Origin of the sequence: Enterobacter sp. IF2SW-B1 (assembly GCF_001743375.1) — a bacterium.
Taxonomy (GTDB): Bacteria; Pseudomonadota; Gammaproteobacteria; order Enterobacterales; family Enterobacteriaceae; genus Enterobacter; species Enterobacter bugandensis.
Genome location: NZ_MJAA01000008.1, coordinates 25,843 through 45,352, shown reverse-complemented (window position 1 = coordinate 45,352; position 19,510 = coordinate 25,843). Strand labels below are relative to the sequence as shown.

Genomic DNA, 19,510 nt, shown 5'->3' with positions numbered 1-19,510 from the left:
CCATCCTTTAGCTATTCTTATCAAACATTCACACTGGATACCCGACAGATGATGACGACGCTTGAAATTCCATCTGTGCTTTCCAGTTCGCAGCGCCGCTGCCAGGTGCTTTTGATGCTTTACCTGCCCGATGCTGCCGTCACCGCACAGAGCATAATCGCTGCCAATGGCGTGGACGAGGTCATGGCACGGCAAGATATAGCCGAGACGCGCGATGAAATCCAGCGCTATCACCGGCTGGATATCGTCACGCACCATGACGGCAGCTACCGAATTGAAGGCACTGCCCTGAATCAGCGTTTATGTCTGCTGCACTGGCTGCGCAGGGCGCTCCGCCTTTGTCCGCAGTTTGTCTCGCACCAGTTTACCCCAGCCTTAAAAACCGCGCTTAAACAGCACGGCATCGCGCGGCCGCTTTACGACGATGCTAATCTGCGGGCGCTGATCGGCTTCTGCTCACGCAAGCTGCAGCGTCAGTTTGAATGCCGGGACGTCCAGTTCTTACAGCTCTACTTGCAATACTGCCTCATCCAGCACCACTTAGGGAATACGCCGCAGTTTTCCCACGCGCAGCGCAGCTGGACCCAGTCGCGGGGAGAGTATTTTACGGCGCAGGAAATTGTTCGTCACTGGAAGCGGCGCGTGCCGCAGGGCGCGCACGTGGATGAGCAGCTGTTTCTGGCGCTGCTGTTTATGATGCTCCGCACGCCCGATCCAGTGCTCGATAAACACCAGCAGGATCAGCGCCTCCGCCGCGCCATTGTGCGCATGGTGGCCCGTTTCCGCTCCCAGACCGGGATGAACTTCAGCGATGAGCAGGGGCTGACCGATCAGCTGTATATCCATCTGGCTCAGGCGCTGGACCGCTCGCTGTTTGAGATCGGCATCGACAATAGCCTGCCTGAGGAAATTCACCGTCTCTATCCCCGGCTGTTACGCACCACGAAAGAGGCACTCTTTGAGCTGGAAGCCGAATTTGGGCTGCGGTTCTCCGATGAAGAGATGGCGCTGGTAGCGGTTATTTTCGGCGCCTGGCTGATGCAGGAGACCGATCTGCATGAAAAACAGGTAGTGCTGCTGACCGGGGAGGATAAATCCTGTGAGGAGGTGATTGAACAGCAGCTGCGCGAATTAACCCTGCTGCCGCTCAACATTCGCTATCTGACGCTGCAGGCGTTCCAGAAAGAGGGGGCACCGCGCGAAGCCGCGCTGGTTATCACCCCCTATCCTACCGTGCTGCCGCTGTTCTCGCCGCCGCTGATCCACGCGGTTGAATCACTTAACGCGCAGCAGCAGGAACATATTCGCGCCATGCTGGAATCGTAGCTACGCCCGTGCGGCCACTTTCGGTCGAACAAACATCGCCGGGAGCGCCACCAGCGCCATGACCCAGAACACGCCGTGTCCCAGATGCTGATACAGAAAGCCCGCAAAGACCGTCATCACCGCAATGCTGCCGCCCATCGCCACCGCAGAGTAGACCGCCTGCAGACGGATCACGTCCCCGCCCTCGCGCGCCGCGATATAGCGCATCGCCGCCAGGTGGCACACGGTGAAGGTGCCGCAGTGAAGGATCTGCGCCACAATCAGCCACGGCAGTTCGGTCGTCCAGCCCATAATCCCCCAGCGCGCCACGCCGCAGACCGCGGAAAGCAGCAGCAGATCGCGCGCGCCGAAGCGGCGGAACAACTTTTTGCTCAGGGCGAAAATAATGACTTCTGCCACCACCCCCAGCGACCACAGGTAACCGACAGCAGAGGCCGAGTAGCCCGCCCCCTGCCAGTAGATGGCGCTGAAGCCATAGTACGCCGCATGCGCCCCCTGAAGCAGACAGACGCACGCCAGAAAACGCCAGCTCTGGGCCACCAGGCTCCGCCAGGCGGGCCAGCCGGCGCTCTCCTGATGGCGACTCTCCCCTTGCGGCATCACCGACGGGCGCAGCAACATGCCCAGCAGCATCGAGGCAATACCGATACTCAGCAGCGCCAGAATCGCGCGATAGTCGTAAAGGCTGACCAGTTTCCCCACCAACGCCGAGCCGATCACGAAGGCAATCGATCCCCAGAGGCGCACGCGACCATAGTCCATGGTGATCTGCTTTTGCCAGGTGTTCGCCAGCGCATCCGTCAGGGGTACCAGCGGGGAGAAGAACAGATTAAAGCCAACCATCACCACCATCAGCCAGGCAAACTGGTGGCTGACCCAGAAGCAGGCCGCGAAGACCAGCGTCAGCAGGGCCAGAATGCGCACCGCTTTAATCAGTAAGGAGGGATCGCTGACGCGGGGGGCAATCAGCAGGCTTCCGAGGAAACGCGCCACCAGCCCCGCGCCCAGCAGAATGCCGATGGTTTCTGGCGTCAAACCAATTCCCTTGAGCCAGACGCTCCAGAAAGGCAGAAAAATACCGTAGCTAAAGAAGTAGGTGAAGTAGCTGAGCGCCAGCCAGCGCGTGGAATGCAAGACCATGAATCCCTCCCGAAATGGAGGCGATAGTCTGGCGTTTATCCTGCACTTTAGCAAGTCGTTAGCGCGCTATAAATTAACGATAAATTAACGTCCTGGACAGCCGGTCGGCGTATGGCGTGAGCGGCAAAATTGTATTACGTTTAAAAGACATCGCCTGAAGAGGTCGTTTGCCATGAACAGCTTACGTTATTTCGATTTCGGCTCCTCACGCTCCTTCCTGCTATTGATTGCCCGTATTGCCATCGTTGTCCTGTTTATTATTTTTGGCTATCCCAAGCTGACGGGGTTTAGCGGCACCGTTCAGTATATGACGTCGCTTGGCGCCCCCATGCCGATGCTGGCGGCCATTATCGCCGTAGTAATGGAGGTTCCCGCCGCTATCCTGATCGTGCTCGGCTTTTTCACCCGCCCCCTCGCGGTGCTCTTTATCTTCTATACGCTGGGCACGGCGATTATCGGTCACCACTACTGGGATATGACCGGAGATGCGGTTGTGCCGAATATGATTAATTTCTACAAGAACGTCAGTATTGCTGGCGCGTTTATTTTGCTGGCGATTGTGGGACCGGGGGCCATTTCCCTGGACCGACGTTAAGCCATAAAAAAAGGCCGCAAGCGCGGCCTTTTTTATTTCTGCAAAGCAGAGGAATTATGCGTATACCGGGAAGCGTGCGCAGATATCCAGAACTTTACCTTTGACGCGCTCGATAACCGCTTCGTCATTGATGTTGTCCAGAACGTCACACATCCAGCCAGCCAGCTCTTTCACTTCCGCTTCTTTAAAGCCGCGACGCGTCACGGCCGGAGAACCGATACGGATACCGGAGGTCACGAACGGGCTCTTCGGATCGTTTGGCACGCTGTTTTTGTTAACGGTGATGTTGGCGCGGCCCAGGGCAGCGTCAGCTTCTTTACCGGTCAGGTTCTTATCAACCAGGTCCAGCAGGAACAGGTGGTTTTCAGTCCCGCCGGATACCACTTTGTAGCCACGGTTCAGGAACACTTCCACCATCGCTTTGGCGTTCTTAGCAACCTGCTGCTGATACACCTTGAACTCTGGCTCCATCGCTTCTTTCAGCGCGACCGCTTTTGCGGCGATAACGTGCATCAGCGGGCCGCCCTGCGCGCTTGGGAACACGGCAGAGTTCAGTTTTTTGTACAGCTCTTCGTCACCGCCTTTCGCCAGGATCAGGCCACCACGTGGACCCGCCAGGGTTTTGTGAGTAGTGGTGGTCACAACGTGAGCGTGAGGAACCGGGTTCGGGTAAACGCCTGCGGCAATAAGGCCCGCAACGTGCGCCATGTCAACGAACAGGTACGCGCCGATGCTGTCTGCGATTTCACGCATTTTGGCCCAGTCAACGATACCGGAGTAAGCAGAGAAGCCACCGATGATCATCTTCGGCTTGTGCTCTTTGGCCTGCTTAGCCATGTCTTCGTAGTCAATTTTACCGGACTCATCAATACCGTAAGGAATGATGTTGTACAGTTTGCCGGAGAAGTTAACCGGAGAGCCGTGAGTCAGGTGGCCGCCCTGCGCCAGGTTCATACCCAGAACGGTATCGCCCGGCTGCAGCAGCGCGGTGTAAACAGCGAAGTTAGCCTGAGAGCCGGAGTGCGGCTGGACGTTCGCGTAGTCAGCGCCGAAGAGTGCTTTCGCACGGTCGATAGCCAGCTGCTCAACGATATCAACGTATTCGCAACCGCCATAGTAGCGCTTGCCCGGGTAACCTTCAGCGTATTTGTTGGTCAGCTGAGAGCCCTGCGCCTGCATCACGCGCGGGCTGGTGTAGTTTTCGGAGGCGATCAGTTCGATGTGCTCTTCCTGACGTACTTTTTCCTGCTCCATAGCCTGCCACAGTTCGGCATCATAATCGGCAATGTTCATTTCACGCTTTAACATCCGCATCTCCTGACTCAGCTAACAAGTAAATTTTGGCCTGAAAAGGCAGTCCTGTTGGACGACGGGCAACAGTATAACTGAATAGTTCTGTGATAACAGGTCTTGACAAACGATTTTACGCAAACGTTTCCCTTCACGCCACGCAAGGGTTTGAGGAATAAAGATCTCACTATTTCCAGCGGATTTCTTTTCAGGTTTGTGATGCGTATTTTTCATCTTGCAAAGAACCATTTACAAAGCATGGGTATTTTTTATAAGATGCATTTAAAATACATCATTAGGTAATATCAGAAGGAAGCTGCCATGCTCGACGCTCAAACCATCGCTACCGTTAAAGCCACCATTCCCCTGCTGGTGGAAACCGGTCCTAAACTTACCGCCCATTTCTACGATCGCATGTTCACGCACAATCCGGAGCTCAAAGAGATTTTCAATATGAGCAACCAGCGTAACGGCGATCAGCGTGAAGCGCTTTTCAACGCCATCGCGGCCTACGCCAGCAATATCGAAAACCTGGCGGCGTTGCTGCATGCGGTGGAAAAAATCGCCCAGAAGCACACAAGCTTCCAGATCCAACCCGAGCAGTACAACATCGTCGGCACTCACCTGCTGGCAACGCTGGACGAAATGTTCAGCCCGGGCCAGGAGGTGCTGGACGCCTGGGGTAAAGCCTACGGCGTACTGGCAAACGTGTTTATCAACCGTGAAGCGCAGATCTACAGCGAAAACGCCAGCAAGAACGGCGGCTGGGAAGGAACGCGCGCCTTCCGTATCGTCGAAAAAACGCCGCGCAGCGCGCTTATCACCAGTTTTGAATTTGAACCGGTTGACGGCCAGCCGGTGGCCGATTACCAGCCGGGCCAGTATCTGGGCGTATGGCTGAAGCCTGAAGGCTTCCCGCACCAGGAGATCCGCCAGTACTCTCTGACCCGCAAACCAAACGGCAAAGGCTACCGCATTGCGGTGAAGCGCGAGGACGGCGGTCAGGTATCCAACTGGCTGCATAACGAAGCGAGCGTGGGCGATGTGGTCCATCTGGCCGCGCCGGCGGGCGACTTCTTTATGGCCATTGAAACCAATACCCCGGTCACGCTGATCTCCGCGGGCGTGGGCCAAACGCCAATGCTGGCAATGCTGGATACGCTGGCGAAAGCAAACCACAGCGCGCAGGTTAACTGGTTCCACGCAGCGGAGAACGGCGACGTGCACGCCTTTGCGGATGAAGTGAAAGCACTGGGAGCGACCCTGCCGCGTTTCACCGCGCATACCTGGTATCGCCTGCCGACGGAGGCAGACCGCACTGCCGCACGCTTTGACAGCGAAGGACTGATGAATTTAAGCCAGATGGAAGGGGCGTTTAGCGCGCCGGAAATGCAGTTCTACGTCTGTGGACCCGTGGCGTTTATGCAGTATGCCGCGAAGCAGCTGGTTGAGCTGGGCGTGAATAAAGACAACATTCATTACGAATGTTTCGGGCCGCATAAGGTGCTGTAACGCAAAAAGCCCCTCGTTTGAGGGGCTTTTTTTTCGCCGGGTGGCGAATGGTTAAATCGCGGCGTCGTCTTCTTCGCCGGTACGGATACGGATCACGCGCGCCACGTCAAAGACGAAGATTTTCCCGTCGCCAATTTTGCCCGTCTGCGCCGTGCGGATAATGGTATCCACGCAGGTATCGACGATATCGTCGCTGACCACGATTTCAATTTTCACTTTCGGCAGAAAGTCGACCATGTACTCTGCGCCACGATAAAGCTCGGTGTGGCCCTTCTGACGACCAAAACCTTTCACTTCCGTCACGGTCATCCCGGTGATGCCTACTTCCGCCAGCGCTTCACGTACATCATCCAGTTTGAAAGGTTTAATAATCGCATCAATCTTTTTCATGGTGGGTCCTTAAACTCTTGCCTGTAAGCTGCCTCGTAATCGATTGCTCACAGTACCATACGGCATTACTCTTTAAAATCGTTTGCTTCCAGCTCGTGGCGTGAGAGCAGCTTATAGAACTCGGTGCGGTTGCGTCCGGCCATCCGCGCCGCGTGGGTCACGTTGCCTTTGGTGATCTGCAGCAGCTTGCGCAGATAGTTCAGCTCGAACTGGTTACGCGCTTCCGCAAACGTCGGCAAGGCCGTGTTCTCCCCTTCCAGCGCCTGTTCCACCAGCGCATCGCTGATAACGGGCGAGGACGTCAGCGCCACGCACTGCTCAATCACGTTCACCAGCTGGCGCACGTTACCCGGCCAGCTGGCGGCCATCAGCCGTTTCATCGCATCAGTCGAAAAGGCGCGCACGAACGGTTTATGCCGATCTGCCGCCTGGCGCAGGAGGTGATTCGCCAGCAGCGGAATATCTTCCGCACGCTCCGCCAGCGCCGGGATCTTCAGGTTCACCACGTTCAGACGGTAGTAGAGATCTTCACGGAACTCGTTGCGGGCCATCACTTTGGGCAAGTCGCGGTGGGTAGCGGAAATGATTCGCACGTTAATATCAATATCGCGGTTGCTACCCAACGGGCGCACTTTGCGCTCCTGAAGTACGCGCAACAGTTTGACCTGCAGCGGCGCAGGCATGTCGCCAATTTCGTCGAGGAACAGCGTGCCGCCTTCCGCGGCCTGGAAGAGCCCTTCCCGGCTGCTTACCGCGCCGGTAAATGCGCCGCGGGCATGGCCAAAAAGTTCAGACTCAAGAAGCTGCTCTGGGAGGGCACCGCAGTTAATGGCGATAAAAGCATTTTTACTGCGCGGGCTGGCGTTGTGGATCGCCTGCGCCAGGATCTCTTTCCCGGTTCCGCTCTGGCCGTTAATCAACACGCTGACGTCTGACTGTGCGACCATTCGCGCCTGCTCAAGCAGACGCAGCATTATCGGGCTGCGGGTGACGATAGATTCACGCCATGCGTCGTCTCCGGAGGGCGCGGCGTGCTCCAGCGCGCTGTCGATAGCTTTGTAGAGCGCGTCTTTATCTACCGGCTTGGTGAGGAAGCTGAACACGCCCTGCTGGGTTGCGGCGACGGCATCCGGGATTGACCCGTGCGCCGTCAGGATAATGACCGGCATGCCAGGCTGCTGCTTCTGGATTTCGGCGAACAGCTGCATGCCATCCATTTCGTCCATCCGCAGGTCGCTGATCACCAGGTTAATCTTTTCGCGGCTGAGGACTTTAAGCCCCTCCTGCCCGCTTTCCGCGGTCACCACGGTGTAGCCTTCACTCACCAGACGCATCCCCAGCAGCTTTAACAGGCCGGGATCGTCATCCACCAGTAAAAGATGGGCTGGTTTACGGCTCGTCATGCTTCACATCCTCTTGTTTCGGCATATCGCTGTCCGGTGCAGCAGATGAACTACCAGGCTGATATTTACGCGACGAGAGCTGTCTTTCGATATCGGTCAGGTTTTCCAGCTTTCGCGTCGTGGTATCCAGCTGAGTACGTAAATGCTGTTGCTGTTGGCGCAGCGTATCCAGCTCACTGTCGGTTGACTGCTGTAGCTTGCTGTAGCGGGAGCGCTCTTCAGACAGCTGCAGCTGTAACGTCTGCCCATCCCGCCAGAGCTGGTATACCGGGCGCACCTGTGCAGGAAGATTGATCACAAACGTGTCCAGACGGGTCACGTTGGCCCGACGTTCAACGGGGGTAATTTTCGCATCGGCCAGTAAAATCCCACGCTTGAAAGCGTCCTGCCAGGTGTCTTCATCCAGCATCGCCGCCTTCATGCGGGCGTCTACCGGCGCAAGCCGCTGGGCGCAATCTATTCCGCGCAGCCAGAAAAGCGGGTTATTTTCGACATCATGCCCTGACAGATTCCAGATATCCTCACAGCGGGTAGAGAGGAAATCCGCCAGCTGGTTATCGGGCCATTTGTCTTCCTGTTTACCGCTTATCGCACTTTGCGGCGCATGGGAAACGCACCCCGCCAGAACTAAACAGGGCAGACTCAGGCGACCCGCTTTGCTGGAAAACACCGCGCGTATGGCGCGGAAAAAGACGTGTGACATACTCACCAGATATAGATTCATTTTATTAATTTTTCCGGCTCAGGGGCAGTTCAATACGGAAGCAAACATCTGAACGTTCGTCCGTGGCAATGTTTAGCTCACCCTGCATGCGTCGTATGCAGTCCCGGGCAATGCTTAATCCCAGACCGCTTCCTTTTACCGCGCCTTTCCGCTGATGACTCCCCTGGAAAAAGGGTTCGAAGATCATGGTTTTTTCGTCATCGGGGATCGGGGTGCCGGTGTTTGCGACGTCAATAAACACCCGGGAGCCCTTCGTATAACTTCGGATATAAATGTTACCGGATTCAGTACCATAGTGCACCGCATTGGAGTAAAGATTATCCAGAACGCTCATTAATAGCATGGGTTCAGCCAGGCAGGTCAGCGCATTCAGCTCCACCCCGGTATGCATCATTTTAGCTCTTGCCGGCAAGCTATGGGCGGAGATCACCATATCCACCAGTGGCTCAATCTCCACCTCTTCCAGTACCACCGTCCCGTCAGCCAGCTTGCGGTTGTAATCCAGAAGCTGCTCGATCAGCTTTTGCAGGTTGCGGCTGCTGGCGTCCAGAATGTCGACAATCTCTTTCTGCTCCGGCGTAAGCGGTCCTGCCACCTCGTCCGCCAGCAGCTCCGTTCCTTCACGCATGCTGGCCAGCGGGGTTTTCAGCTCATGGGAAATATGGCGCAGGAACTGATGACGCTGGGATTCCAGCCATGCCAGGCGCTCGGATAGCCAGATAATGCGCTGACCTACGGATCGCAGCTCGCGCGGGCCTTTAAAGGCAACCGTATCCCCGAGCGATTTCCCCTCCCCCAGGCGGTTGATCATACGCTGAATACCCTTCACCGGGCCGATGATCATGCGGGTAAAGAGCAGCACCAGCCCGAGGCTCACGAGGAACAGCACCAGCGCCTGCCAGCCGAAGAACTGGCCGCGCTCGGCAATCTCCTGCTGCAGCTGCTGGCCGCGAGAGAAAATGACCGTGCGCGTTGACTGCACCATTTCGGTATTGGCGGCGGCGAATGCCTCAAGGCGCGCGGCGGCAGCCGCATCCGGGCCGCTGTTCTGGCACTGCAGCTGCGCGAGATCGTTCAGATCCTGACGTAACGCCTGATACAGTCTGTCGTCCGGCAGCACGCCCGCGTGGGCATCCAGCATTTCGCTGTAGCGCTTGCGCTGGCTCTGGTAGACCTTCTCCAGCGTCCGATCGTCGAGCACGCAGTACTGACGATAGCTACGCTCCATCTCCAGCGCGGCGTTGGTCATCGCTTCACTGCGTCTGGCATCGATAAGCGTGGTGCGGTTCGTCAGTGCCGCCTGGGCACTCAGCGCGTTGAGGCTCTGCCATGCCTGCCAGGCGAGGATCAGCAACGGCAGCAGGATCAGCAGAAAGGCCATCATCACGAGCTGTCGCAGGGAGTGGGGAAAAACGGGCCAGCGTTTCAACGCATTACTCTCTTCATGGGGGTTTACGGAGAGCGTAACTGAGTCTGCCCTTCAGATACAACAAAGCCGGGTAAAAACCCGGCTTTGTTATGGAATAAGGCGGTGCCTAACTCGACGTTTCGCCCTGGCCTGATAAAGCATCGCTATGATCAGTAGTTGGACGGCAGGCACCTTTTTGTGCGTCATTCGAAGTTTATGTAGCACGTCCCGAAGGGGCTGACATAAGAAGGTGAATGAGCCACTGGTTGATATTATGCAACACCCATGCCAGAATGCAAAACAAAATATTAACACATTGAAATATATATCTTTTATTCGTTTAATCTATTTATTGTGCGCTGAATGATTTCCAGGCTAAGTGTCGCTATTAAGCAACACCTTAACGGGAACCTGTCCTGCCATATATAAATCAATGATTTAAGTGTCTCCATTTGGAGACACCCCTATACCATCTTTGTCGCAATTTTGCGACACGCATAAAAAAACCCGGTGGCGCTACGCTCACCGGGCCTACAAAGTACCTGCTTTACGTCTTAACCCAGCTGTTTACGCGCGTTGCGGAAGATACGCATCCACGGGCTGTCCTCGCCCCAGTTTTCCGGGTGCCAGGAGTTGCTCACGGTACGGAACACGCGTTCAGGGTGCGGCATCATGATGGTCGCGCGACCGCTTTCGCTGGTCACCGCCGTAATACCATTGACGGAGCCGTTCGGGTTCGCCGGATAGGTTTCCGTGACCTTGCCGAAGTTATCGACAAAGCGCAGCGCCACCAGGCCTTTGCTCTCGAGCTGCGCCAGATGGGCCGCATCGCGCACTTCTACCTGACCTTCGCCGTGGGAAACGGCGATTGGCATCTGAGAGCCAACCATCCCCTGCAGCAGCAGAGACGGGCTCTGAGTCACTTCAACCAGACTGAAGCGCGCTTCGAAGCGGTCGGACTGGTTGCGCACAAAGCGTGGCCAGGCTTCGCTGCCCGGGATCAGCTCGCGCAGGTTAGACATCATCTGGCAGCCGTTGCACACGCCCAGCGCCAGGGTTTGCGGACGATGGAAGAAGGTCTCGAACTCGTCGCGCACGCGGCTATTAAACAGAATGGACTTCGCCCAGCCTTCGCCTGCGCCCAGCACGTCGCCGTAGGAGAAACCGCCGCACGCCACCAGCGCATGGAAATCTTCCAGACCGGTACGCCCGGCCAGCAGGTCGCTCATGTGGACGTCGATAGCGTCAAAGCCCGCGCGGTGGAAGGCCGCAGCCATCTCAACGTGGGAGTTAACGCCCTGCTCGCGCAGCACGGCCACTTTCGGACGCGCGCCGGTCGCAATGTACGGCGCAGCGATATCTTCGTTGATGTCGAAGGAGAGCTTCACGTTCAGGCCAGGATCCTGGTCATTCGCTTTCGCGTTATGCTCCTGATCGGCACATTCCGGGTTATCGCGCAGACGCTGCATCTGCCAGGTGGTTTCTGCCCACCACATGCGCAGCGTGGTGCGGCTTTCGCTGAACACGGCGTGAGCGTCGGCCTCAATGACGAAGCGGTCGCCTTGAACGGCTTTCCCCAGATAGTGGACGCAGTCTGCCAGACCGTGCTTCGCCAGAATCGCTTCCACCGCCTCGCGGTCTGCGGCGCGAACCTGAATCACCGCACCCAGCTCTTCGTTAAACAGCGCCGCCAGGCGGTCTTCGCCAAGCGTTGCAATGTTCGCTTCCACGCCGCAGTGGCCGGTGAAGGCCATCTCTGCCAGGGTCACCAGCAGGCCGCCGTCGGAACGGTCGTGGTAGGCCAGCAGCTTGCGCTGTGCCACCAGCGCCTGAATTGCGTCGTAGAAACCTTTTAGCTGCGCCACGTCGCGCACGTCGGCTGGCTTGTCGCCAAGTTGACGGTAAACCTGCGCCAGTGCGGTGGCGCCCAGCGCGTTGTGGCCTTTACCCAGGTCAATCAACAGCAGGGCGTTATCTTCGGTCGCCAGCTGCGGCGTAACGGTATGGCGCACGTCTTCCACGCGGGCAAACGCAGTGATCACCAGCGACAGCGGAGACGTCATCTCGCGCTGCTCGTTACCCTCCTGCCAGCGGGTTTTCATCGACATGGAGTCTTTACCCACCGGAATGGTCAGGCCGAGGGCTGGGCACAGTTCCTCACCCACCGCTTTCACGGCTTCATACAGGCCAGCGTCTTCACCAGGGTGACCGGCTGCCGCCATCCAGTTCGCGGAAAGTTTGATACGTTTGATGTCGCCAATCTGCGTCGCCGCGATGTTGGTCAGCGCTTCACCAACCGCCAGTCGTGCAGAGGCGGCGAAGTCCAGCAGCGCGACCGGGGTGCGTTCGCCCAGCGCCATCGCTTCGCCGTAGTAGCTGTCGAGGCTCGCGGTGGTCACGGCGCAGTTCGCCACCGGGATCTGCCACGGGCCAACCATCTGATCGCGCGACACCATACCGGTCACGGTGCGGTCGCCGATGGTGACCAGGAAGGTTTTCTCTGCCACAGCAGGCAGGTGCAGCACGCGGTTGACCGCTTCCGCCACGGTAATGCCCTGGCGATCCAGCGCTTTGCCCGCTGCTTTACGGGTTGTTACGTCGCGGGTCATCTTCGGCGTTTTACCGAGCAGCACGTCCAGCGGCAGATCGATAGGCTGGTTGTCGAAATGGGTGTCGCTAAGAATCAGGTGCTGCTCTTCGGTCGCTTCACCGATGACGGCATACGGCGCGCGCTCGCGGCGGCACAGCTCGTCAAACAGCGGCAGCTGGTCGGCCGCAACCGCCAGCACATAGCGCTCCTGGGATTCGTTACACCAGATTTCCAGCGGGCTCATGCCCGGCTCATCGCTCAGGATATCGCGCAGGTTGAAACGGCCACCGCGACCGCCGTCGCTCACCAGCTCCGGCATAGCGTTGGACAGACCGCCCGCGCCCACGTCGTGGATGAACAGAATCGGGTTAGCATCGCCCAGCTGCCAGCAGCGGTCGATCACTTCCTGGCAGCGACGCTCCATCTCAGGGTTGTCACGCTGCACGGACGCGAAGTCGAGATCCGCATCAGACTGGCCGGAGGCCATAGAGGAGGCCGCGCCGCCGCCCAGACCGATGTTCATCGCCGGGCCGCCCAGCACGATCAGCTTCGCGCCGACGACGATCTCGCCTTTTTGCACGTGATCGGCACGGATGTTGCCGATCCCGCCCGCCAGCATGATCGGTTTGTGGTAGCCACGCAGCTCTTCGCCGTTGTGGCTGTCCACCTTCTCTTCGTAGGTACGGAAGTAACCGTTCAGCGCCGGACGGCCAAATTCGTTGTTAAACGCCGCGCCGCCCAGCGGACCTTCGGTCATGATATCCAGCGCGGTCACGATGCGCTCTGGCTTGCCGAAATCTTCTTCCCACGGCTGTTCAAAGCCAGGGATGCGCAGGTTAGAAACGGAAAAGCCGACCAGACCCGCTTTTGGTTTCGCCCCACGACCGGTCGCCCCTTCGTCACGGATTTCGCCGCCGGAGCCGGTCGCCGCACCCGGCCACGGAGAAATGGCCGTAGGGTGGTTGTGGGTTTCCACTTTCATCAGAATATGCGCAGGCTCCTGATGGAAGTCATAGCGCCCTGCTTCGCGATCGGCGAAGAAGCGGCCCACCTCGGAACCTTCCATCACCGCGGCGTTGTCTTTATAGGCAGACAGCACGTGGTCAGGGGTTTGTTCCATGGTGTTTTTGATCATTTTGAACAGCGACTTCGGCTGCTGTTCGCCGTCGATAATCCAGTCGGCATTGAAAATCTTATGGCGGCAGTGCTCAGAGTTGGCCTGCGCGAACATGTAGAGTTCGATGTCGTTCGGGTTGCGGTTGAGCTTAACGAACGCGTCCTGCAGGTAGTCAATTTCGTCTTCTGCCAGCGCCAGGCCGAGACGCAGGTTGGCGTCAATCAGCGCCTGGCGGCCCTGCCCCAGCAGGTCCACGCTCTGTACCGGCGCAGGCTGATGATGGGAGAAAAGCTTCTGTGCGTCATCAAGAGAGGCAAACACGCTCTCCATCATGCGGTCGTGCAATTCAGCCGCAACCGCCTGCCACTGCGCGTCGCTCAGGGTAGAGGCTTCGACGTAGTACGCTACGCCGCGCTCCAGACGGTTAATCTGGCTCAGGCCGCAGTTGTGGGCAATGTCGGTGGCTTTGGAAGACCAGGGGGAGATGGTGCCCGGACGCGGCGTCGCAAGGATCAGTTTGCCGGTTGGCGTATGGCTGCTCAGATTTGGGCCATACTTGAGCAGGCGTTCCAGCTGTACGCGCTCCTCTGCATTCAGGGGGGCATTCAGGTCAGCAAAATGGACATACTCAGCGTAAATATTGCTTACCGGAAGGTCGGCCGCCTGAAAACGTGCCAGCAGTTTGGTAATACGGAAGGCAGACAGTGCAGGCGAACCACGCAGAATTTCCATCATAAGTCTCTCGTCTTCGAAGCGCCGGGGCGCTTACAGTGTGCGCAAGGGGGGAAAACGGGCGTCATTATAGAGAATCCTGAGCGCCGACGAAACCGTTTGCGTCGAAATAAAATCGACTTCAGCGTTTAACAATAGATGTGACCTGTCTCTCTAATTGGTTGCCAAGTGGCGCAAGTTTACGCAAAATGCCGCTCATTCAATGACAAACCTTATGATTAACATGGCTACAGCAGACTGAGGCAACCGGCGTCGCAGAGAATTAACTAATTGAAAAAATTAAAGATTAATTATCTGCTCATCGGCATTGTAACGTTGCTGCTGGCAGTGGCCCTCTGGCCTTCCATCCCCTGGTTCGGCAAAGCCGAAAATCGTATCGCCGCCATTCAGGAGCGGGGGGAACTGCGCGTCAGTACCCTCAACTCTCCGCTAATTTACAGCGACATCAACGGCAAAATTATTGGTCTGGATTATGAGCTGGCGCAGCAGTTTGCCGATTATCTGGGCGTGAAGCTTAAAATTACCGTCCGCCAGAACATCAACCAGCTGTTTGACGACCTGGACAACAACAACGCCGATATCCTCGCTGCCGGGCTGGTCTATAACAGCGAGCGCAGCAAGAACTACCAGCCGGGCCCGACCTACTACTCCGTTTCCCAGCAGCTGGTTTATCGCGTCGGGAGCCTGCGCCCGCGTACGCTTGCCTCGATCAACGCGCAACAGCTGACGATTGCTCCCGGCCACGTAGTGATTGACGACTTGCGTGAGTTAAAGGAGAAAAAATACCCGGATCTGAGCTGGACGGTTGACCCTAAACTCGGCACGACGGAGCTGCTGGAGCAGGTCAAAGATCAGAAACTGCCCTACACCATCGCCGATTCGGTGGCGATCAGCCTGTTCCAGCGGGTGCATCCTGAAATCGCCGTGGCGCTGGACGTGACGGACGAACAGCCGGTGACCTGGTTTACCCATCTGGACGATGACCAGACCCTCTCGGCGGCCATGCTGGATTTTTATAACACCATCAATGAAGACGGCACGCTGGCGCGACTTGAGGAGAAGTACCTCGGCCACGGGGATGACTTTGACTACGTTGACACCCGCAGCTTCCTGCGCGCGGTTGACAGCGTCCTGCCTGACCTGCAGCCGCTTTTCGAAAAATATGCCCAGGAGATTGACTGGAAACTGCTGGCGGCTATCTCGTACCAGGAGTCCCACTGGGACACCCAGGCCACGTCGCCAACGGGCGTACGCGGACTGATGATGTTAACCAAAAATACCGCGCTGAGCCTGGGCGTTAACGACCGTACCGATGCGGAACAGAGCATCAGCGGCGGGGCGCGCTACCTGCAGGATATGATGGCTAAAGTCCCGGAAACCGTGCCGGAAGAGGAACGGATCTGGTTTGCGCTGGCGGCCTACAACATGGGCTACGCGCACATGCTTGACGCGCGGGCTCTGACGGCGAAAACGAAGGGAAACCCGGACAGCTGGTCAGACGTAAAACAGCGCCTGCCGCTGCTGAGCCAGAAGCCATGGTACAACAAGCTGACGTATGGCTACGCGCGCGGACATGAAGCCTACGCCTACGTGGAAAATATACGTAAGTATCAGATTAGCCTGGTCGGCTATCTGCTGGAGAAAGAGAAAGAGGCAACAGAGGCAAAACAGCTGGCGGAAAGTTATCCGGTTGTGGCGCCGGACGAGCTTAATCATCCGACAACTTCAATTCTGCCTTTTGTTGCTTTTTCTGCTGACGGCGCATTCGAAAGAAATCGCTTAATAGCCCCGAACACTCTTGTGCAAGTACCCCACCGATAGTCTGCACCTGATGATTCATTCCGGGATGACCCAGCACGTCCATCAGTGAACCGGCCGCACCGGTTTTTTCATCCCGCGCTCCAAACACCAGGGTACCGATTCGGCTGTGCACCATCGCCCCGGAGCACATCACGCAGGGTTCAAGGGTGACGTACAGAGTGGTATCGAGCAGACGATAGTTTTGCAGCACCAGGCCGCCCTGACGAAGCGCCATAATTTCGGCGTGCGCGGTAGGATCGTGGCGGCCAATAGGACGGTTCCACCCTTCCCCAATCACCCGGTTGTTATGAACCAGCACCGCGCCCACGGGCACTTCGCCCTCGTCCCAGGCCCGTTGAGCCAGCGCCAGCGCGTGACGCATCCAGTATTCATGATTGTGTTCTGAGGTGGACAAGGGCTGATACTCCAGTCTAAAAGCGGGCGGCATTATACACAGCCCTTACAGATAAGACTATTCGAGTTGCTGAAGTTCACCGAGGGGAGTAACGCGCCAGCGGTGCTGGCAAAAATAGAGCAGCGGGTTGTCCTGCTTGCTGTCGCTGTAGCCGCTGTAAAGACGCAGCGGCGTGCCGATGCGTTTTTCCAGCTGGACCACTTTTTCATGCCCCAGACAGCGCATCGTCAGGACCCAGCCGCCGTAGCCGCGGGAAATTTGCGTGGCGATAAGATTTACGCGCGGCAGCCAGGGGGTATCAAAGTAGACCTGCTCCACCAGCGTCTGCGGGGAGCCGGTAATCAGCCAGATATCGGCATCGTTGGCGTCAAGATAGCTGGTCAGGCGCGCCTGCACCACGGGAAACGCGGCAACGTGGCCGCGGAACCAGAGAGCGAACTCCTTTTCGAGCTGTTTGAGCCGCGCTTCGCTGTGGCCAAACGTACATCCCCACAGCAGCAGGCTCATCGGCCAGCGCGCCGCCCGGCCTTTTACCAGCAGCGCGATGCCAATGAGGGGTAAGAGCGGTAAGACGAGCAGCGCGTTCAGAGGCTGACGCCGCAGCAGGTAGCGCATAAACGTACCAAACATATCCTGCTGATGCAGCGTTCCATCCAGATCGAAAAAGACAACGCGACGCTCGTGATTGGCCAAACCTTACTCCTCTGGGTCGTTGAATCCTAACAGCCAGGTAAACAGGAACCCGGCGATCACCGCTACTAAATAGCCTAACAGATAGAGCATGACTTTTCCGGTCACGATGGTTAATGCCAGCGGTAAACCGGAGAGACCAAAGGTGATAACGGTGGCGACTTTCCAGTAGCTAATGAGTGCCCCGCCTACAGCGCCCCCCAGACAGGCCGCAAGGAACGGTTTACCCAGCGGCAGCGTGACGCCGAATATCAGCGGCTCGCCAATGCCGAGCAGCCCGACCGGCAGCGCCCCTTTAATCACTTTTTTCAGGCGCGCGTTGCGGGTTTTCATCAGGACGGCAATCGCTGCCCCCACCTGCCCGACGCCCGCCATCGAGAGAATAGGCAGCAGCGCGTTATAACCGTGCGCCTGCACCAGCTCGACGTGGATCGGCACCAGCCCCTGATGCAGGCCGGTCAGCACCAGCGGCAGGAAGGTACCTGACAGCACCGCCCCCACCAGCAGGCCGCCGCGGTCGATAGCCAGAGACGCGCCGTGGGCGATGGCATCAGAGATCCACCCGCCTAGTGGCTGAAGGACCACAATCGCGACGCTACCGGTAATTAACGTGGTCAGCAGCGGGTTGAGGATCAGCTCAATCGAGCCAGGCAGAACCGCGCGTAGCTTTTTCTCGATCCAGCACATAAGAATAACCACCAGCAGCACGGCAATCACCCCGCCGCGACCAGGCTGGAGCGCCTCGCCAAACAGCGTGATTTGCGCTAGCTGCGGGCTGGACAAGATCCCTGCCATTACGCCGCCCATGGCCAGCGAGCCGCCAAACACCTTCGCGGTATTGACCCCGACCAGAATGTTCATAATGGCAAACACCGCGCTGCCGAAGATCCCGAGAATGCCCAGCAGGTTCGGATACTGCGTGGCAAAATCCCCGACGATATCTGGCCGCTTAAGGATGTTGATGATCCCGGTGATCAAGCCGGAAGCTATAAACGCCGGGATCAGCGGGATAAAGACGTTTGCCAGCTGTCGCAGCGCATCGCTCATGGGAGCTTTGTATTTGGCCTTCGCCTGCGCTTTGGTGCGTTCAGCGTCGTCAACCGTCACGCTTGCACCGCCGACCATCAGCGCGCGCATGGCATCGACAACCTGCGCCGCCTTGCCCGGCCCGACGATCAGCTGGTGTTGCTGCCCCTGTTTCACGTAGCCACTGACGCCGGACAGCTTCTTCAGGCCCGGCACGTCAAGCTGGTCGTCGTTATGCACCTCGACGCGCACGCGCGTCATGCAGTTTTCCAGACGCTGAATATTTTGTTCCCCGCCTATCCCCTGCAGGATATCGCTGGCGAGCGCTGCTGTTTTGTCCATAAACGCCTCTGCTAGTTTTCTAATGCCGCCCGTAAGAAGCCGTTATGCGCGTCGAGTTTGGCTCGCGCAGCCGCCGCGTCCAGCCCGCTTAAGATCATCAAAATGGCTGGTTTTACATCGTGATCGGTCTGCCTGAGCACCGCTTCTGCCTCTTCACGGCCCGCGCCTGTCGCCTCCATCACCATGCGGCAGGCTCTGTCCACCAGCTTGACGTTGGTGGCCTGCATATCGACCATCAGGTTCTGATAGACCTTGCCGAACTTCACCATCGCACCGGTGGAGATCATATTGAGCACCAGCTTTTGCGCGGTCCCGGATTTCAGGCGCGTGGAGCCGGTGAGCGCTTCCGGCCCAACGACCGGAGAGATGGCGATAGCGGCCACCTGCGCAATCGGCGAGCCGGGGTTGCAGGAGATGGCGACCGTCGTGCAGCCGGTCCGGTTGGCGTATTCCAGGCCGCCAATGACGTACGGCGTGCGCCCGGATGCCGCCAGGCCGACCACCAGATCGTTCGCCGTCAGGTTCAGATCCTTCAGGTCATCCTCACCCAGCTGTTTGTTGTCCTCCGCCCCTTCAACGGCCTTCAGCAGCGCGCCGGGACCACCTGCAATCAGGCCAACCACCAGGCCGTGCGGAACGCCAAAGGTGGGCGGACATTCCGAGGCATCCAGCACCCCGAGACGCCCGCTGGTACCGGCCCCCATATAGATAATGCGACCACCGGCCTTAAGAGCTTCCGCCGCCGCATCGACCGCTTTCGCCACCTCTGGCAATGTCTCTTTCACTGCCTGCGCGACCAGCGTATCCTGTTGATTAAAGCGGTTAACCAGCTCCAGGGTGGAGAGCGCATCCAGATCCATGGTTTGCGGGTTACGCGTTTCAGAAACAAGTGAGCCAAGATTCATTTTTTGTACCTCAAGAATTTTTAATTCATAATAATCACACTATAATGGAATATAAAATTCATTCAGGCGAGCAGAATTCGTTTTTGCGCAGACAATCACATTTCC

15 protein-coding genes are annotated in these 19,510 nt (G+C 57.7%); 4 read left to right on the top strand and 11 right to left on the bottom strand.

The features are described from left to right. Nucleotides 1-48: 48 nt before the first annotated feature. The gene (csiE, locus tag A6013_RS16165) at nt 49-1,326 is read left to right on the top strand and encodes a stationary phase inducible protein CsiE (protein ID WP_049001532.1); all 1,278 of its coding nucleotides are present in this window, start codon (nt 49-51) and stop codon (nt 1,324-1,326) included. On the opposite strand, the gene A6013_RS16160 is transcribed toward csiE, so the two are convergent. Continuing rightward, on the bottom strand, nt 1,327-2,466 hold the full coding sequence (locus A6013_RS16160; protein ID WP_048960048.1) for a 3-phenylpropionate MFS transporter: 1,140 nt from the start codon (nt 2,464-2,466) through the stop codon (nt 1,327-1,329). It abuts the gene before it with no gap. 172 nt (nt 2,467-2,638) lie between these two features. Here A6013_RS16160 and A6013_RS16155 point away from each other — a divergent pair, with 172 nt between their 5' ends. Beyond that, entirely contained in the window at nt 2,639-3,061 is a 423-nt protein-coding gene (locus A6013_RS16155) for a DoxX family protein (RefSeq protein ID WP_059358596.1), read from the top strand. Nucleotides 3,062-3,115: 54 nt separating this feature from the next. Here A6013_RS16155 and glyA read toward each other — a convergent pair whose 3' ends face one another. Continuing rightward, a complete protein-coding gene (glyA, locus tag A6013_RS16150) occupies nt 3,116-4,369 on the bottom strand; it encodes a serine hydroxymethyltransferase (protein ID WP_025757663.1) in 1,254 nt (417 codons plus the stop codon). A 303-nt stretch (nt 4,370-4,672) separates the two neighbouring features. On the opposite strand from glyA, the gene hmpA reads away from it, so the two are divergent. After that, nucleotides 4,673-5,863 (top strand): NO-inducible flavohemoprotein, encoded by a 1,191-nt coding sequence (hmpA, locus tag A6013_RS16145; protein ID WP_069733422.1) that lies wholly within the window; start codon nt 4,673-4,675, stop codon nt 5,861-5,863. 51 nt (nt 5,864-5,914) lie between these two features. Here hmpA and glnB read toward each other — a convergent pair whose 3' ends face one another. The 5 genes from glnB to purL all read right to left on the bottom strand — a co-directional run bounded on the left by glnB (nt 5,915) and on the right by purL (nt 14,230). Next, nucleotides 5,915-6,253, bottom strand: a complete 339-nt coding sequence (glnB, locus tag A6013_RS16140) for a nitrogen regulatory protein P-II (protein WP_003860685.1) — start codon at nt 6,251-6,253, stop codon at nt 5,915-5,917. A gap of 65 nt (nt 6,254-6,318) precedes the next feature. Then, complete coding sequence (gene glrR / locus A6013_RS16135) at nt 6,319-7,656, bottom strand: two-component system response regulator GlrR (protein WP_069733421.1); 1,338 nt, start codon at nt 7,654-7,656, stop codon at nt 6,319-6,321. Beyond that, a complete protein-coding gene (gene qseG / locus A6013_RS16130) occupies nt 7,643-8,380 on the bottom strand; it encodes a two-component system QseEF-associated lipoprotein QseG (RefSeq protein WP_028014085.1) in 738 nt (245 codons plus the stop codon). The genes glrR and qseG overlap by 14 nt, the downstream gene beginning before the upstream one ends. 4 nt (nt 8,381-8,384) lie before the next feature. After that, entirely contained in the window at nt 8,385-9,809 is a 1,425-nt protein-coding gene (gene qseE / locus A6013_RS16125; protein WP_120764030.1) for a two component system sensor histidine kinase QseE/GlrK, read from the bottom strand. Nucleotides 9,810-10,342: 533 nt separating this feature from the next. Further along, nucleotides 10,343-14,230 carry a phosphoribosylformylglycinamidine synthase gene (gene purL, locus A6013_RS16120; protein WP_069733420.1) on the bottom strand — a complete coding sequence of 1,296 codons (3,888 nt, stop codon included), beginning with the start codon at nt 14,228-14,230 and terminating at the stop codon, nt 10,343-10,345. A 267-nt stretch (nt 14,231-14,497) separates the two neighbouring features. On the opposite strand from purL, the gene mltF reads away from it, so the two are divergent. Beyond that, on the top strand, nt 14,498-16,048 hold the full coding sequence (gene mltF / locus A6013_RS16115; RefSeq protein ID WP_028014088.1) for a membrane-bound lytic murein transglycosylase MltF: 1,551 nt from the start codon (nt 14,498-14,500) through the stop codon (nt 16,046-16,048). On the opposite strand, the gene tadA is transcribed toward mltF, so the two are convergent. The 4 genes from tadA to murQ are packed head-to-tail and all read right to left on the bottom strand — an operon-like array spanning nt 15,936 to nt 19,405. Next, a complete protein-coding gene (gene tadA / locus A6013_RS16110) occupies nt 15,936-16,475 on the bottom strand; it encodes a tRNA adenosine(34) deaminase TadA (protein WP_063943565.1) in 540 nt (179 codons plus the stop codon). The genes mltF and tadA overlap by 113 nt on opposite strands. A gap of 24 nt (nt 16,476-16,499) precedes the next feature. Then, nucleotides 16,500-17,135: a phosphatidylglycerophosphatase C gene (gene yfhb, locus A6013_RS16105; protein WP_028014089.1), complete on the bottom strand. Its 636-nt coding sequence runs from the start codon at nt 17,133-17,135 to the stop codon at nt 16,500-16,502. A gap of 3 nt (nt 17,136-17,138) precedes the next feature. Continuing rightward, complete coding sequence (locus A6013_RS16100; RefSeq protein ID WP_028014090.1) at nt 17,139-18,500, bottom strand: PTS transporter subunit EIIC; 1,362 nt, start codon at nt 18,498-18,500, stop codon at nt 17,139-17,141. Between the two features lie 11 nt (nt 18,501-18,511). Further along, a complete protein-coding gene (gene murQ, locus A6013_RS16095; protein ID WP_047364180.1) occupies nt 18,512-19,405 on the bottom strand; it encodes an N-acetylmuramic acid 6-phosphate etherase in 894 nt (297 codons plus the stop codon). Between the last annotated feature and the right edge of the window lie 105 nt (nt 19,406-19,510).

Bases quoted from the DNA above. Each gene is read 5' to 3' on its own strand.
- glrR (WP_069733421.1), bottom strand. From the start codon at position 7,656: ATGACGAGCCGTAAACCAGCCCATCTTTTACTGGTGGATGACGATCCC.
- A6013_RS16100 (WP_028014090.1), bottom strand. From the start codon at position 18,500: ATGGACAAAACAGCAGCGCTCGCCAGCGATATCCTGCAGGGGATAGGC.
- tadA (WP_063943565.1), bottom strand. From the start codon at position 16,475: ATGCCGCCCGCTTTTAGACTGGAGTATCAGCCCTTGTCCACCTCAGAA.
- qseG (WP_028014085.1), bottom strand. From the start codon at position 8,380: ATGAATCTATATCTGGTGAGTATGTCACACGTCTTTTTCCGCGCCATA.
- A6013_RS16155 (WP_059358596.1), top strand. From the start codon at position 2,639: ATGAACAGCTTACGTTATTTCGATTTCGGCTCCTCACGCTCCTTCCTG.
- glyA (WP_025757663.1), bottom strand. From the start codon at position 4,369: ATGTTAAAGCGTGAAATGAACATTGCCGATTATGATGCCGAACTGTGG.
- csiE (WP_049001532.1), top strand. From the start codon at position 49: ATGATGACGACGCTTGAAATTCCATCTGTGCTTTCCAGTTCGCAGCGC.
- murQ (WP_047364180.1), bottom strand. From the start codon at position 19,405: ATGAATCTTGGCTCACTTGTTTCTGAAACGCGTAACCCGCAAACCATG.
- glnB (WP_003860685.1), bottom strand. From the start codon at position 6,253: ATGAAAAAGATTGATGCGATTATTAAACCTTTCAAACTGGATGATGTA.
- A6013_RS16160 (WP_048960048.1), bottom strand. From the start codon at position 2,466: ATGGTCTTGCATTCCACGCGCTGGCTGGCGCTCAGCTACTTCACCTAC.
- purL (WP_069733420.1), bottom strand. From the start codon at position 14,230: ATGATGGAAATTCTGCGTGGTTCGCCTGCACTGTCTGCCTTCCGTATT.
- hmpA (WP_069733422.1), top strand. From the start codon at position 4,673: ATGCTCGACGCTCAAACCATCGCTACCGTTAAAGCCACCATTCCCCTG.